Annotated in this window: 10 protein-coding genes; 9 read left to right on the top strand and 1 reads right to left on the bottom strand. The window is 52.9% G+C overall.

Annotated features, from left to right (window positions below; genetic code table 11):
• Window positions 1–2: 2 nt before the first annotated feature.
• From KO508_RS17230 to KO508_RS17215, 4 genes are all read left to right on the top strand, one after another.
• Window positions 3–1,499 carry an HlyD family type I secretion periplasmic adaptor subunit gene (locus KO508_RS17230; protein ID WP_216009503.1) on the top strand — a complete coding sequence of 499 codons (1,497 nt, stop codon included), beginning with the start codon at window positions 3–5 and terminating at the stop codon, window positions 1,497–1,499.
• An 8-nt stretch (window positions 1,500–1,507) separates the two neighbouring features.
• On the top strand, window positions 1,508–2,842 hold the full coding sequence (locus KO508_RS17225) for a TolC family outer membrane protein (protein WP_216009502.1): 1,335 nt from the start codon (window positions 1,508–1,510) through the stop codon (window positions 2,840–2,842).
• A gap of 421 nt (window positions 2,843–3,263) precedes the next feature.
• The gene (locus KO508_RS17220; RefSeq protein ID WP_216009501.1) at window positions 3,264–6,554 is read left to right on the top strand and encodes a DUF4214 domain-containing protein; all 3,291 of its coding nucleotides are present in this window, start codon (window positions 3,264–3,266) and stop codon (window positions 6,552–6,554) included.
• A 264-nt stretch (window positions 6,555–6,818) separates the two neighbouring features.
• The gene (locus tag KO508_RS17215) at window positions 6,819–7,514 is read left to right on the top strand and encodes a DUF1566 domain-containing protein (RefSeq protein WP_216009500.1); all 696 of its coding nucleotides are present in this window, start codon (window positions 6,819–6,821) and stop codon (window positions 7,512–7,514) included.
• Between the two features lie 57 nt (window positions 7,515–7,571).
• Here the strand turns inward: KO508_RS17215 and KO508_RS17210 are convergent, their stop codons facing one another.
• Complete coding sequence (locus KO508_RS17210) at window positions 7,572–10,046, bottom strand: acyltransferase family protein (RefSeq protein ID WP_216009499.1); 2,475 nt, start codon at window positions 10,044–10,046, stop codon at window positions 7,572–7,574.
• Between the two features lie 94 nt (window positions 10,047–10,140).
• On the opposite strand from KO508_RS17210, the gene KO508_RS17205 reads away from it, so the two are divergent.
• Genes KO508_RS17205 through KO508_RS17185 form a run of 5 tightly spaced genes read left to right on the top strand, consistent with a single transcriptional unit; the run spans window position 10,141 to window position 15,179 of the window.
• The gene (locus tag KO508_RS17205) at window positions 10,141–10,941 is read left to right on the top strand and encodes a SapC family protein (RefSeq protein WP_216009498.1); all 801 of its coding nucleotides are present in this window, start codon (window positions 10,141–10,143) and stop codon (window positions 10,939–10,941) included.
• A gap of 49 nt (window positions 10,942–10,990) precedes the next feature.
• A complete protein-coding gene (locus KO508_RS17200) occupies window positions 10,991–12,988 on the top strand; it encodes a hypothetical protein (RefSeq protein ID WP_216009497.1) in 1,998 nt (665 codons plus the stop codon).
• On the top strand, window positions 12,972–13,931 hold the full coding sequence (locus KO508_RS17195; RefSeq protein WP_216009496.1) for a glycosyltransferase family 2 protein: 960 nt from the start codon (window positions 12,972–12,974) through the stop codon (window positions 13,929–13,931). Before KO508_RS17200 ends, KO508_RS17195 begins: the two co-directional genes overlap by 17 nt.
• On the top strand, window positions 13,915–14,337 hold the full coding sequence (locus KO508_RS17190) for a GtrA family protein (RefSeq protein WP_216009495.1): 423 nt from the start codon (window positions 13,915–13,917) through the stop codon (window positions 14,335–14,337). Before KO508_RS17195 ends, KO508_RS17190 begins: the two co-directional genes overlap by 17 nt.
• A complete protein-coding gene (locus KO508_RS17185; RefSeq protein WP_216009494.1) occupies window positions 14,334–15,179 on the top strand; it encodes a hypothetical protein in 846 nt (281 codons plus the stop codon). Before KO508_RS17190 ends, KO508_RS17185 begins: the two co-directional genes overlap by 4 nt.

Below are 15,179 nucleotides of genomic sequence, written 5' to 3'. Positions count from 1 at the left end.
TTATGTCCAGTAACGAACCTAAAAATCCCCGTAACGATGCAAAAGCCGAAGAGGAGGCCTTGGCTGGTAAGCAGTCAAAGCCGGGTATAGGCAATCAGTCTGAGGCCGAAAGTAGCTGGGAAGAGGTGGATGAGAAATCCGATCTCTCTGCCGAGTATAGTCGCGAGTCGAGTCAGGATGTCGACAAGCAAGCGATGGCGAGCATTCCTACTGGTTGGGGCGCGCGGGTAAGGTTTGGCTTTATCGTGCTGTTGGTAACCTTTGTAGGGTTTGGGGGCTGGGCCTTCTTTGCGCCTCTTAACGGCGCTGCCATTGCGGATGGCAAAGTGATGGTGGAATCTCAGAATCGCGTGGTGCAGCACCTTGAGGGCGGCATAGTCGCTGAAATCTACGTAAATGATGGCGATAAAGTAGAGAAGGGCGACCCCTTGATCGTTCTTTCCGATACCCGCCCAAAGGCAGATCTTTCCATTGTGGAATCCGAATTGATGGAAGTGCTTGGGCGTGAAGCTCGTCTTCTCGCTGAGCGCGTCGGCGCCGACACGGTTGAGTTTCCGGAAGAGCTGCTAGAGCGCGAAAGTGAAAGCCAAAGCGTTCGCAACATCATAGCGGGGCAAAAGGAGCTGTTTCAGGCGCGCAAAGAGGCGCTTGAAGGTCGAATGACAATTTTCGATCAGCGCGTTAGTGCGTTGAATCAGCAAATGCGCGGCTTGCGTTCGATGAATGACAACCTGAAGAGCCGCATTGAGAGCTACGATGCCGAGTTGGAAAACTGGCAAGCGTTGTTTGATGAGGAGCTCGCAGACCGCACCCGCATCAACGAAATGCAGCGCGAGCTTTTCCGCTTGCAGGGTGAGAAGGACGCCAACGAGGCCCAGATAGCCGAACTTAATGTTCGCGTGGGTGAAACCCGAAGTGAGATGCTGGTAACGCGCCAAGAGTTTGTTGAGAAGGTCGCCACCGAGCTGCGCGACACCCAACAAACCAAAGCCGACCTTGTGGCGCGTCGAGTTGCGCTCAATGACACTTTGCAGCGCACAACTCTATTTGCGCCGGATAAGGGCACGGTAGTTGGCAAGCAGGTGCATACCGTCGGTGGCATCGTCCGGCCCGGTGACACACTGATGGAAATAGTGCCCCAAGATCAGGAGTACGTGATTACGGCCCGTGTGCAGCCCCAGGATATCGACCGCATTGCCTTAGGCCAGTTAGCCGATTTGCAGTTGGCTGCCTTCAATCTCCAGATGTCCCACGTTATCGAAGGCGAAGTTATTGGTATTTCTGCCGATGCCTTCGAGAACGAGAAATCAGGGGAGCGATATTACGAGGCTAAGGTAAAGCTAACCGAGGCAGGCATGACCCGCATGAACAAGCAAGGCATGTTTCTGGTGTCTGGTATGCCAGCGACTGTAATGATCACAACCGGCGAGCGAACCCTATTCGAATACCTTGCGGAGCCGATTACCCGCATGTTCCGCCGTTCGTTCCGGGAAGGCTAGAGGTAATTATGGCAACTATGAAAGCAACCATCACCAGCAGCCTTTTGGTTTTGTGCTTGGCCTCAGGCCCAGTAGCCAGCCAAGATAAAATGCAAGGCAAAACGATTGTTGATCTGAGCCAAGCCTACACCAGCGCCTTGCAAAACAACTTTGGTTTGCGCAGCCAGCAGGCAGGTTTCAAAGGTGAAAAAGAGGCCACGCGAGAGGCGTGGGCTGGCGTGCTACCTCAGGTTGAGGCCTCCGCCAGTTACGGGCATTCACGGTTTACAAGGGATTTTGACGTAAATGACTCTATAACCGACACCGATGAGCACACCAGTTATAACGTAAACCTTAGCCAGGTGGTCTACTCAGGGCGCACGTTTAATGCGATAGGTCGTGCGAATAAGGGCGAAGAGTTGGCGAAGCAGGAGCTGCGCAATCGAAGCCTTGAAACCGGCTACTCGGCGATAGAAGCGTTTTTGAGAGCCTCGGCACTTGCCCGTGAAATTGGCGTGGTGGAAGATGAGCGGGCCAGCCACCGTCGTCGCCTCGAACAAATGGAAAGTATGCGTGAAAGAGGTCTTGCATCCCGCGCGGATGTACTCGAAGCCCGAGCCACCATTGATCAAACCGAAGCTGACTTGACGGGTTTGAGAACAGAATACCAAGCCGCAAAGCAGAACTTTACCGCGATAACCGGTTTGAGCTTCAAAGAAATACAATTAGCGCCAACGGATGAAACGCTCTGGCGTAAAACCCCGGCGGTGCTGCGTACAGACTGGGTGGCATTGGCTCTTAAAAACTCAGGCCAGTTAAGCATTGCCAGCGCAAATCTCGAAATGGCTAGGGCAACCCGCAGTTATGAGCGCTCCGGCCACTATCCAGAAATCTACCTAAATGCCCGCTACACAGAAAACGATACCTTTGCTACCAACTTACGGGAAGAAACCCGCGTAGAGGTGCAGCTAAAACTGCCTATCTATAAAGGCGGTGCCACCTCTGCGCGCACTCGCCAAGCAGCATACCGTGAGGAGGCCAGCAAATTAGAACTTCAACATAAAGAACAGCTAGTAAGAGTGGAGGTCACACGGCTGGTTGAAGGGCTTGAAGGTAGCTACCAGACCATAAAAGCACTCGATACCGCCAAAGAGTCAGCGGCGGCATCTTTGGAAGCTGCCGAGCGTGGCTTCGCCAGCGGTATTCGCAGCTTGAGCGATTTGCTTGATGCTCGCTCCCGCCTATCAACCACCGAGCGCGACCAAGTACGTGAAATCTACAAGAATTTTCAACTTCAGTACGAGTTGATGCAGGTGGCTGGTGTGCTCGATAAACAGATGCCAGTCGCTGCGCAGCGAAACTGAATTACATCAGTTACATCCCTTTACAAATTAACTTGTTGCATGAATTGCTGTGGGTAGTTGTGGATTGTGCATGCAGTATGTATGATTCTAGGCCTAAGTAAGTTTTTTCTCCTCGTCAGTGTATTCCAGCTGTAAAGGAGATAGGTCTGGTTGGGAGGGTCGAACAGATCCGACAATTTGGTTGAGGGCTTCCGCCTTCAGGCAATACCAGTCAGACTCAAAGATTGCTGTTAGGCCCGTTGGGCTTTACAGAAAGAGAGTGTACGGATTAGAATCTGTGCCTGCGCAGTAGGAAGCTGCGCACTGTAGTGAAGTGGCTAAAGTGACACGATGCTGACGTGTTGTTAGCCTTATCGTGTTATTTTACCTGCTATAAATTGATCAATTTATAAGCACTTTATATAAAGATGGAGTAAAGCACATGGCTTTAAATGTTAACGAGCTTGGTGTTATCCGCACCTACGTTGCAATCACTGGCAACGCGCCGACACAGACAGAACTGAACGATGCGTTCGACACTACTGGCCTCGACGCTCTTGCGACTGCACTTATTCAGGCCAAGCCTGCGCAAAGCAACAACGGGTTCGTAACCGACCTGTACACCAATCTGCTAGGCCGTGCGCCTGAAGCCGATGGCCTGCAATACTGGACTTCACTGCTAACCAGCGCTGCTGGCCCTAACCAGCTGAGCAAAGCTCGTCTGGCCGTTGAGTTTCAAAACGCAGCCGCTTTGAACGCAGCTGATGAAGCTGGCTTCGTTGATGGCACTGCTGGTCTTTCTACCGTGAACGGCGAATTCGCAGACGGTACTGTAGATCCAGGTGACGACGTAACACCTGACGATATCGTCTTCGACTTCAACTTCAACACCGACAAGGGTGTGTCGGATGTCACTGGTTGGACACACGTTTCAGCTGACCCGACTTTAGACGAGACCTTCGAGTCAAACACCAATAAAATCTTCAACGTTGGTATGCAGGCGATTGATCAGGGCGCGGGTACTATTTCCCGTGACTACTCCTTCCGTCTGGAAAACCAGTTGGGTGAAGAAGGCAACTACGAAGCCTACTTCCTGTCCCCAATTCTGGACAACGTAACCACCAACTTGGGTTCTGTTCTTACCGTTGAAGTTATCGACCGTATGGCCGAAGCCAACGATAAAGACGCGGCCCTAAGCCTTGTTGCGATCGAGTCTTTCAGCTTCCGTCTGAACGGCGAAGAAATCGTTGTAGGTTCTCAGGATATCCTGAACGCCGAAACATACGAAGAGCTGGCTGCCGCTATCCAAGCGCGCATCGAAGAACTTCGCGTGGACAACGAAGCACTGAACAACGTAACTGTTGAGCTGGGCGCAGATTTCACACGTCAGCAAGTAGATCCAGACACTCTGGTAACTACTGGTGCAAACGTTCTTGGTACCCAGATTCTGGTTACTGCAACGGGTAGCAACCTGATTGAGCGTGGCGGTTTCTCCTTCGGCGATCGTGCCGGCGGCGACCGTAACGTTGACCCCTCTGGTCGTCAGGACACTAACGTACTGGGCTCTTCAACTGACCTGATCACTACCAACCTCGAACTTAAGAACGTTGGTTACGGTTCACAGGGCGGCTCAGTGAACATCTCTGGTCAGTCTATGTCTGACATGGGTGTTCAGCAGCTGGACGTTGTAGCTGAAGATCACAATCTTGATCTGGGCGTATGGCTGACCAAGCTGGCCTCCAACCCACTGCGTGCTACCGATGTTAACTTCCTAGAAGTTGTTAACCTGACTGGCGCTGCGAGCTACTTCCACCTTGGTGCCGAGCAGTCTGCTGCTCTGAGCTCTGACGGCGGTGCGGTTCTGGATGGTAAGGCTGAAGCTGGTCTGTCTGATGTTCGCGTATTCAACGCAGCTCAGTTCGGTCAAAACGTTCGCATGAACGCCGAAGTGACTGAAGCGGTTATCGCTCGTGACCTAGTTCGTGTTGACGGTCAAGACAACGCAGCTGCAGACAACGTTGTATATTCTTACAACCTAGGCGGCGGCGACAACGAGCTTTACTTGTCTTTCAGCCAGTCTGTTATCGCTCATGAAGATGCTTCTTTGAGCATCACTACCGGTACCGGCAACGATAAGATTGTTCTGGTTCTGGACAACGACACAGTTGCTCCTAGCAACTGGTACGATAACCAGAAAGATCAGAAGAACATTGTGATCAACACTAGTTCTGGTAACGATGTTGTTGAAACTCAGGGTGCTGGCGACGCTACCATTCTGGTTGGTGCAGGCAACGACGTTGTTTATGCAGACAACAGTGGTAAGCAAGACATCGGTGGCACAGACTTCAACGCTCACTGGGTATTCAACTCAGAGAACGTAGACGTACAAGACCTGTTGGGCGGCTCTGGAGCGCCTCTGGCTGGTACTTCTGGTACCACTGGTCCTTACTTCCTGTATGACAATACTCTGACCGTTAGCTTCGCTGGCGCTGGCGTAACGCCTGCTGGTGGTCTGACTGGCGCCGCAGCTGCTGCGTTCACCAACGGTTTTGAAGTAACTGTTGACGTACCAACCGGTGCTAACTATGCAGCTACTGAGCGTCACATCAACCAGGCTATGAAAACAGCCATCAATGGTGATGCGGTTCTGAGCAAGTTCTTGGTAGCTATCGACGGCCCGAACGACACCTTGATTGTTCGTTCACTGGTAGACGGTGAGTTCGAAAACGTTGACCTGAATGTTGACCTTCAGGCTGGCACTTTGCCAACTGGTTCTGCTCTGACTCAGCTGCAAGCTGCTTGGGAAGCGTTCAACAACGATTCTTCAATCGGTGCACTGGTACAAGGTGATCTGAACGCTGCTGTAGACAGCATTGCAGACACCACTGGTACTGGCGGCTATGAAGGTCTGGGTGCTCTAGACAACACTGGTGCCGAAACAACTGCTGCAGATTCAATTCTGGGTCAGGTCAGCGGTACTGATGTTGTAGGCGCAGACAGCTCTGTTGAGAGCAACAACGTAATCAACATGGGTGCTGGCCAAGACGTAGTGGTTCTGGGCACTGGCGCAGACAGCAACGACATGCTTGTGTACACCGGTTACAACAACGGTGAAAACACAGTTCTGAACTTTGTTCAGGATACTGACGGCGCTGCTGGCGTAACGGCTACAGGTGTTGACTTCCTGAACTTCACCAGCTACCTGACCACTGAAGTAGATGCGTCTGGCTCTGGTGCAGGTTCTTCTGCCAACCCAAGCCCTGTTACTTTCGAAGGCACTGGTGCGTTCAACGGTAACACCGTTTCCATCATCGACTTCCAAGGCGACGGCGGCAACGCACAGCAAACTTGGGATAACCTGACTGCCTCTAACCTGACAGCTCTGCTGAACGGTACTGGCGCAGGCTACGGCGATGTTGCTAACACTGCTCTGTTTGGCGGCTACGACGCTGACAACGGTGAAACTAACATGGGCACCGCTGCGCCTGGCGCAATCATTGGCAACACCAACAACCATATCTTCATGGTTGAGAATGATGCCAACGACGGTGAGTACAAGATCTTCCACGTTACGTCTACTCGTGTAGCAGACGCTGATGCTGGCGACTTTAACACCAGCGCTCAGTTGGTTGGTGTTGTAGATCTGGGTGCTTCTCTGGCTACCAACGCTCCTGATATGGAACTCTCCTTGGTGGGTTCCGCTGAGTGGGCAGCAGAGTCTGGCTTGGCGTAAGCTGAGCTTAGAACTGCGGTTTAAGACCCTCCCCGGGAGGGTCAGACAACCATCTGCTAGCTAGCGATAGCTAACAGAGCCTAAAAACCCTGACTTCGGTCAGGGTTTTTTTTGGCTTCGAAAAAACCATTGGATAAAGAGTGGCAGGTTTTGATACGTGAGTTGGGTCTTTGGGATTCCTGTGTCTTCCTGGGATCGCTAGGATTTAGGGGATAGTTCGCTGTAAACTGTGTTTCACTCGTTTCGTTTTAGGAGTTTTGAGGTATGCAAGCAGTAAGGTTTTGTGGCTTTCGGCCGCTTCTTTCGCCGGTACTAGCGGTAAGCCTTGTAAGCGTCACGCTGCTTACAGGGTGCTTGAGTAGTGGCGGGTCGTCAGGTGGTGGAGAAGAGGAGGGTGTGCCGCCGCTGCCAGAGGCAGCAGGTGAGGTCCTTCGCGAGCGTTACCAGCCACTTGGCGAGAGTGCAGCTATTGTTCTCGATACCAAAACCAACCTTGCGTGGAAGCGCTGTTACTATGGTCAAACGTGGAGTTCTGAGCTTTCAGCCTGTGAGGGCAGCGCGCGAACGCTGACGTGGACTGTGGCCCGTAGTCTTATAGACGCAGACGGCTTCCGTTTGCCGGATCTGCAGGAACTCAAATCATTGGTGTATTGCAATAACCTTCACACCAGCCCAAATGAAATTGGTGAGTTGGATATCGCGGAAGGCTGTGGTTCTCCGACGTTGAGCCCCACGATAGAGCCAACCGTGTTCCCGGATATGAGGCAATTAACGGTGTGGACCAGCAGCGCCAGTGAAAGCATAGAGGGCGCAGGCTTAGGCATTCAGTTTGGCAGTGGCGTATTAAGTGACTTCAACAGTGTTGAAGCTGACTACCGAATTATCTTGGTCCGCAATCCGGAAGATGGCGACGACCCGCGAGCTGCAGACGGCTCACGCCCCCGCACGAACGATCAATAAAATACACGCATCAGGCAGCCGTTTGTATCTCGGCTGCCTGAACTCTCCTCGTTATTGCTATTCCACAAACAAGCTATTCAGCCCTATCCCCAGCTCGCGCGGGTCTGCACCTACTCCTAAATCAGTCGGTGATATGGCATCGGGCAATTGAAGCTCTACTTTTAGAGTTGATGTGTTGTTGGTTTTGCTTCGGCTCGTCTCGGGTATATCCAGTGCTAAGTAAGGTGTGGAATCGGCTGTCAGCGCGAATGTACCTGCGTCTATGCCGTTTATCCTTGCCTGCACGCGTTGGCTGGTGAGCGTGGATGCCAAAAACGGTCGGGCTTCTATGCGGATGGTGCTGGCATTGCCGTCAACAGGTATGTAAAGGACTACACGGTCGCTCTCGCTCCATACGCCCCAGTCTTCCGGTAAAGACCATCCTGGCCCCTTGTATTTCAATCCGTTTCCGTTTTTATTAAAGGTAATCCGTTCGTCGGGGCGAATAGGTTCTGGAAACAGGGGTGTGATGTTGGCTGCCAACCCGGAGCAGCTTTCGCAGTTGTTGTAGAGACTCAGTATGGCCTCTTCAAAGTGGGGGTAGAGCACTCGGTTGCCATGCCCACTGATGTGATCTCCATCAAAGTACAAGGGCAAGCCATCGCTATCAAACGGTGAGCATTCGCCATGGCTGCAGAGGTAGGGGAGCGGGTCCCAGACTTGCACATTGCTGAAGTTGGCTTTTATACGGGCTAAGGACTCCATCATCGGTTGGCGAAGGTCTCGGATGAAGGCTTCGCTAACAGCTAGCTGATCGCCACACACCGGGTTGTTCGCGTTGAACCAGTCGGAACAGCGATAGGCCGGCCCTTGCAGGACTGGCTTGGGCGCATCAAACAGTACAACCACGCCTTGGCGTTCAAGGGCTCTAATAATTGGGGTCGTCTCAGAATATGCGGCCTGAAGGTCATGGGCAGCTTCTTCGCTCTGGCTAAAAGCCAAAACCTCTTTAGGAGAGGAGCGAGCCCATTGGTCGGCAAGCCGATGGGTTCTGAGTGACGCAAAAAATACAATATCACCTGGCTTGGCTCTTTCGTTTAGCAGGTTCAGATAGTAGTCAATGATGGCTTGGCAGCCATCTAGTTCCTGAATGGGGTATAACAGGTTGCCGATAGCACAATGCCCGGTTTGAATCAGATGGGCCTCTATACCTTGGCGCTGCCTGAGTAGGCTAACCATAGTGCTATAGGCGCCGGTGTGGGAGTTGCCAATCACAAACATTTTACGCCCGTGTAAAGTGTCACTCCTTGCAGTGGTAAGCGCATGGTATGGGTACTCGTGCGCTTGCCACGTTTTGGTGTCGGCCGTAACGCTTAACGACAGATCGTTTCGGTGTTCAAATAATTGCCATGCACCGGCCCATAATAGGGCGATGGCCAAACCACCCGCCAGTAGCCCTCGGTAGGGTGGTTTGGCTAGAGTTCGGGCTCTCCGCACGGGTGTTTCGATAAAATGGTAAGAGCACCCAGCTAGCAAGAAGGTGAGCGCAACCGCGGTGGCCATCTGTAGAGGTGTTTCCAAGCCTGTGGTCCAACGCATCAGCGTATAAACAGGCCAGTGCCAAAGGTAGAGAGAGTAGGATATTTTTCCGCAGTAAATAGTTGCGGGGTGCGAAAGCATAGAGGTACGTGTTGCTTTGCTCTTGGTTTGACCGGTTATCGCGCCGAGCGAAAGCAATGTTCCTATTACTGGCAATAGTGCCCAAGGGTAAGGAAAGGCTTCCACATTTGCCCACAGGTACCCAGCAAGAATAGTCACCAGCCCGAGGCCCAGACACAAAGAGGCGCTTCGGGTGGATAGCTGCGGTAATCGACTCTTGGCCTGTAGTTGGAAGAGCATCACCCCCGCCGCCAATTCCCAAAACCTAGCGGGAAGCATGTAGTAGGCCCAATCTGCCCGCGACTGCCCCATGTGATAGGCGGTGTAGAGTGAAGCGATGGCCAGCGCAGGAATTAGACAATTCACTAAGACCCTAAAGCCCCTGGCCTGTGACCGGTTGTGAGCTAGAAACCAAAAAAAGATCAGCGCCGGAAAAATGAAGTAAAACTGCTCTTCTACGCCCAAAGACCAAGTGTGCACAAAGGGATTGAATTCGGCCCTTGGAGAGAAGTAGTCATCTTGGTACCACACCAGTGCAATATTGCTCAGGCCGAAAAAGGCGTAAAGACCCACCTGACGTATGGTGGAGCTCAACCAAGATTCTGGTATGAATAGTACGGTAAAAAACGATGTGGCCAGCATGCATACAACAAGCGCGGGTATAATGCGCCTTATTCTTCGGGAGTAGAATCCGGCGAGAAACTGCCCAAAACTCTCGCCAGTACGCCCTACCAAGGAGCGCGATACAACGTACCCTGAAATTACAAAAAATACATCCACACCGGCAAATCCGCCGGGCAGCCAGCTTGTATCTAGGTGGTAAACCATAACAGCTAGTACTGCTATGGCTCTTAGCCCGTCTATGGCAGGCACATAAGGGTAGTGTTTGTTCATTCCGTTCCCCGCTAAACCGGAGCGGAATCATATCAAATATTACCCCGCCTTATGTGCTATCATTCCTGCCCATTTTTTGACACTGAGGTTGCCCATGGCCCGTTACATCGCTTTGAACAAAGCTGACCATCGGGAGTCCGGCCTTCTGCCTGCGGGCAACGGCCATGCTCTTGAGAAAGCTGTAGTACCTGTAGTAGTAGAGGAGCTGCCTCAGGTAGTGCCCACCATGCCGTTGGCCTTTGTGAGCCAGGGTGAAGGTAAGCCTTATGAGTTGGTGGCGCTTCAGTCGTTGCAGCCGGGGGTTAACGTATACGTTCACACCAATGGCCGCTGGATTGGCGGGTACAGGCCTGCCTGGTATAGAACCCATCCATTTTTGGCTGTGCGCGATGAAAGCGGTTCGCGCCGGGTTGTATGCGTGGATACAGATGCTGACGCCTTTCAGCTTGAAGCCGGGCCAGACGCCGTGCGCTTGTTTGATGCTGATGGCGAGCCTACCGCCAAAACCCGCGACTTGCTTGTCTTCTTGGAAAAACTGGAACAAGCCCGCGAAATGACGCAGGTGTTGGTTAACCAGCTTGAGGAGGCCGGGTTGGTTGTTCCTTGGAAGATCTCTGCCAGCGATGGAAAAAGCGAGGGCGGTTACGACGTTCAGGGTGTCTATCACATTGATGAAGCGGCCATGCGCGAGCTGCCGCCAGAAACCGCCTCTAAGCTATTGAAGAGCGGCGCACTGTCTGTGGCTTATACCCAGCTTCTGTCGGAGCACCGTTTACAGGGGTTGGTGCGCTTGTATGAGTTGCGTGCAGAAGCCAAAAAGCAGGCCGGCCCCGCTGAAGATGTGGATCTTGAGGCGTTGTTTGCAGACGATGACGACGACAATCTGACTTTCTAAGTTTTGGAATAATCTGTAAGGGAATGCAGGCCGTGATGGGGTGTTTATTGTGTTGAGCAGGCAAAACGGTCGGGCTTGGCTGCCCCTCACGGCTTGGAAGGTTTGGCTTGTCTGTGGCCTTGGGTTGCTGGTTGCTTTGCAGGCGTTGCAGTTTCGGTTCGGCTATAGGCTAACCGCTGACGACGCCATGTTTCTTCAGTTTCTGTGGCATGGATGGGATCGTGTATGGGTGGAAGCGGAGGCTGTCGCTAAGTTTAGTGGCCGCATTGGCCACTATGTGATGACGCCGCTGAATGCGCTGGGTGCTTGGGTGTCGGGTTTCACCTCGGGTCGCCTGCTCATCCTCATCTCTTACTATTCTGTTCTGGTGTTGTTCGCTCACTACCTTGCCAGATTGACCTCCGGCAACAGGGCGTTTTCCGTTTCCGCGTTTATTGTGCTGGTGCTTTTGGCCTTACATCCATTGGCGTATGAGCACATGCCCCCCAACGCTTACCCTTTGCAGAACACTCTGCCTTTTCTTGTGGTGCTGGCTGCTCGCCTTGCATTAATGCGCTGGCCTAGCATGCATTGGCTCGGCCAACTGATCGCATGCGGCAGTATGGCTGTCGCTATGCTGGTGAGTGAATTTGTTTTTTTGTTTGCCACAGCCTTGATGGCTGCCGACCACCTAGCCAACATGGCTTGGCCCCGAAAGAGTGAGCTGCAGGCTCGTTTTCTCAGGCTGCAGGTACGCACTGGTAAGCTAGTGTCGGATGCCTTGGTGGTGGCTGTTGTATTGGCCGTTTACGTGGGTTTTCGGCTTCAGTACCCATCGTCGTATGAAGGCAATGACCCCAGTGGTTTGGCCAACACCTCGCGCTTTTTTGCAACCGCGATGTGGCACCTGAGTGCGGGCACGGTGTTTCACCGTTTACCGGGTGTAGATTTTTCTCGGGTTACGGCCGATGCGTGGCTGGTATCGGGATTGGTTGCACTGATAACCACGCTTTGTGCTTGGGGTTTGTTGCGGCGGATGCCGGTGCTTTCAGCTAAAGCCGCCATTACAATGATGGTATGTATTGGCGTACTGATGTTTTACATTGCCGCACCTCTGGCCGCCACTGCGCGCCAGCAAGAGTGGTGTTTGGATCTGCAGGTTTGCGGCTATCTGGACAGCCGAGTGGCGTTTCCGGGTTTTGGTGTGCTGGCCTATGCGCTGGTATGCCTGCTGGTCGTCTGGTTTAAGGATCGTTGGCGGCTGGTAGTGTTTGCCATACTGGCTTTGAGTCTGGGGTTGGTAGGCGGCGTTAATTATGCAGCCAATTCGTTGATAGCAAACGACATGCGCGCTCGGGTAGCGCCATGGGCCAAAGCAGAGGGTGTGGCTTGTTCTGTGGGGTACAGCGAAGACACTATCGACCGTTGGCTTTCGCAGGTCCAGATGTCCTCGCTGGACCCGCACCGTTTTGTGGCGATGCACTCTGATATGAACAGCCGCGTGTTCTGGCTTGAGTATATGAATTTTCTACGCCGTTCCGGAGTGTGCCCCGCAGGGCAGCAAGAGAGAAGCGAGCCGTTAGTAGATGCTTTTCACACTAGTTTTTCGTCGTGGTCTGCACAGGGCGCGGGTGTGCTGGGCGCAGGTTGGTCTAGCCCGGAAATATGGGGCGTTTGGAGTGAAGGCAATCGTTCAGAGCTGAACGTGTTGTTACAGCCGGGCGTACACGATAACGTTGATGCGTTGCGTTTGCAGCTCCGGCCCTACTTCGGACCTTCGCTGCAGCAACAGCGAATCACGGTGCTTCTTGATGGCGAGGAGGTAGCAATCTGGCGCTACTCGGCGGAACGTCACTCGGGGAATGATTGTTGCGAGGCAACAGTGCCTTTGCCGCAATTGGTTCTCGATGCGCCGTTGCGCCTTACTTTAGAGTACGAGGCAGTTCGCAAGCCAGGCTATCCGGGTGAGAGTCAGGATGTGCGTGAATTGGCGGTGGGGTTGCGGTCTCTGGATTTGATAGAACACGTAAGCGAGCCAGAAGGGGAAGAGCGTGAACGAGTTGAGTGATGTAAAAATCAGTCTGGTGGTGCCAGTGTTTAACGAAGAAGCATCGGTGCCGTTGTTCATGGAGGCTTTCTTGAAAGCAAGCGCGCAGTGGCCATTTGCTGCGGATGTTACGTTTGTGAACGATGGCTCTTCAGATAGCTCTCTTGCATTGCTGCGCTATTACGCAGGGGAGCATGCAAACGTTCACTACCTGTCGTTTTCCCGGAATTTTGGTAAAGAAGTTGCCCTGTCTGCGGGTATGGACCATGCGGTGGGAGATGCCGTGGTTCTTATGGATGTAGACCTTCAACACCCTTTTGAGGCCATTTCGCAGTTTGTGGAGGTGTGGCGCAAAGATGACGCCCAGATGGTTTATGGCGTTCGCAATGCGGATAATGAAGAAACGGCGATGAAGCGCTGGACCTCTCGCCAGTTCTATCGCTTCTTCAACATGATGGCTCATACACCTTTGCCTGAGGGCGGTGGAGATTTTCGCTTGCTTGATCGCCGGGTGGTGGATGCGTTACGCAGCCTGCCGGAGCGAAACCGGTTTATGAAAGGGCTCTACGCATGGGTAGGGTTTAAAACCTGTGCCGTGCCCTATGAGCAACCTGCGCGGGTGGCGGGCACATCCAGTTTCAACTATTGGAAACTCTGGAATTTTGCGTTGGATGGCATTGTTAGCTTTTCCACTTGGCCGCTGCGTGTGTGGTCTTATCTTGGGGTGCTGGTCGCTTTTTTTGCTTTTCTTTATGGTGGTTGGGTTATTTTCCAGACGATGGTTTGGGGTGTGAGTGTGCCCGGCTATGCGTCGCTAGCCGTGGGGGTCATGTTTTTGGGGGGGATGCAGCTAATCTCCATCGGAATTTTAGGTGAATATCTAGGGCGGTTATTCATCGAGTCCAAAGGGCGACCGCCTTATATTGTCGCTGAAAAGCAGGTGGCCGATGCACCAACAGCCTGAAGAGCAAATACACGTACCCACTTCCGGATCCAGGTTCTCGCAGTTGGCGGGGCAGTTGATTCGGTTTGGGCTTGTAGGTGGCTTGGCGACGATAGTGCACCTAGGGATGGCGTGGTGGATCTTATTCACTTGGCCTGATGTATCGCCTTTTTTGGTGAACTTCTTTGCGTTTGTTGTAGCCTTTCAAGTGTCTTTTTGGGGGCACTCCCGCTATACCTTCCGGCAAAAGGGCAGTGCCTTGAAGTTTTTGGCGGTGACGCTTTCAGGGTTTGGCATTAACAATGGCCTGCTGTGGCTGTTTTTAATGGCGGGGGTGAAATCCGGGTTCTTAGCGATATGTCTGTCGGTTTTTTTGGTTCCGCTGTTTGTTTTCGCTGGTTCTAAATTGTGGGTTTTCCAAAAATGAAGCCGGTTGGCTTTGGTCGCGGAGTGAACGGTGAGCCGCGCCGAGCTGCGTTGTTTCGGTTCCTTCCTATTTTCCCTCTGTTAATCCATAGTGCTCCCGGGCTGGCCGATGTTCAGGTTGAAGCTGGCCTTGTGCTTGGGCATTTCGAGTATGAAGAGCAGTCTAGCTCAGGCGCTACGCTCAACCAGGAAAGCGGAACCTTGCCGGGTGTTCAAGCAGCCTTTGCGTTTCACAGTTCGAACTCAGGCTGGATAAAAGTGTCTGGCGCCCGCTTTTCTGACGATGTTCGCTACCGTGGGATGACCCAATCCGGCCGTGAGTTAACAACGCGCACAGATACGGAACAAACGTTATTGGAGGTAACGCTGGGCGCGCCAGAGGTCAGTTTTCACGGCTACCGCTTTACACCCATGGTACGGGCTGGGCTTCGTAAATGGCAGAGAGACATCCTTCCCACCAGAAATACTCTGCGGCTTAACGAAGCGTACCGCTGGCGCGAGCTGGGGCTTGGTGGCTCGGTTTGCAGAAGTGTGGCGCTGGGCTGGATGGATAGTTGGTGTTTGGAAGGCTGGGGGCTGTATACCCTTGAAGGAAGTGTAAAAGTAGATTTAACCGAAATTGACGCGGGCTTGCCATCTATCCGTTTAGGTTCAAAGCCCGGTGCGAGTGTTCAGGCAACTGCTTTGATGGGGCCGGTTGAGTTTAAGGTGTTTGGTCATTTTTGGCAGTTTGGAAAAAGTGACACCAAAACTGTTTACCGTGCAGGAGGGGGGCGTTTGCGAGTAGAAGAACCGGCCAGCCAAAGCTGGCTGACCGGGTTTGCTGTGGGCTTGAGGTTCTAA

Source organism: Marinobacter salexigens (genome assembly GCF_018860765.1).
Lineage (GTDB): Bacteria > Pseudomonadota > Gammaproteobacteria > Pseudomonadales > Oleiphilaceae > Marinobacter > Marinobacter salexigens_A.
Note: the sequence above shows the minus strand (reverse complement) of the source record. Positions and strands in the feature narration are given on the sequence as shown.

Bases quoted from the DNA above. Each gene is read 5' to 3' on its own strand.
- KO508_RS17185 (WP_216009494.1), top strand. From the start codon at position 14,334: ATGAAGCCGGTTGGCTTTGGTCGCGGAGTGAACGGTGAGCCGCGCCGA.
- KO508_RS17210 (WP_216009499.1), bottom strand. From the start codon at position 10,046: ATGAACAAACACTACCCTTATGTGCCTGCCATAGACGGGCTAAGAGCC.
- KO508_RS17205 (WP_216009498.1), top strand. From the start codon at position 10,141: ATGGCCCGTTACATCGCTTTGAACAAAGCTGACCATCGGGAGTCCGGC.
- KO508_RS17230 (WP_216009503.1), top strand. From the start codon at position 3: ATGTCCAGTAACGAACCTAAAAATCCCCGTAACGATGCAAAAGCCGAA.
- KO508_RS17215 (WP_216009500.1), top strand. From the start codon at position 6,819: ATGCAAGCAGTAAGGTTTTGTGGCTTTCGGCCGCTTCTTTCGCCGGTA.
- KO508_RS17220 (WP_216009501.1), top strand. From the start codon at position 3,264: ATGGCTTTAAATGTTAACGAGCTTGGTGTTATCCGCACCTACGTTGCA.
- KO508_RS17190 (WP_216009495.1), top strand. From the start codon at position 13,915: ATGCACCAACAGCCTGAAGAGCAAATACACGTACCCACTTCCGGATCC.
- KO508_RS17225 (WP_216009502.1), top strand. From the start codon at position 1,508: ATGGCAACTATGAAAGCAACCATCACCAGCAGCCTTTTGGTTTTGTGC.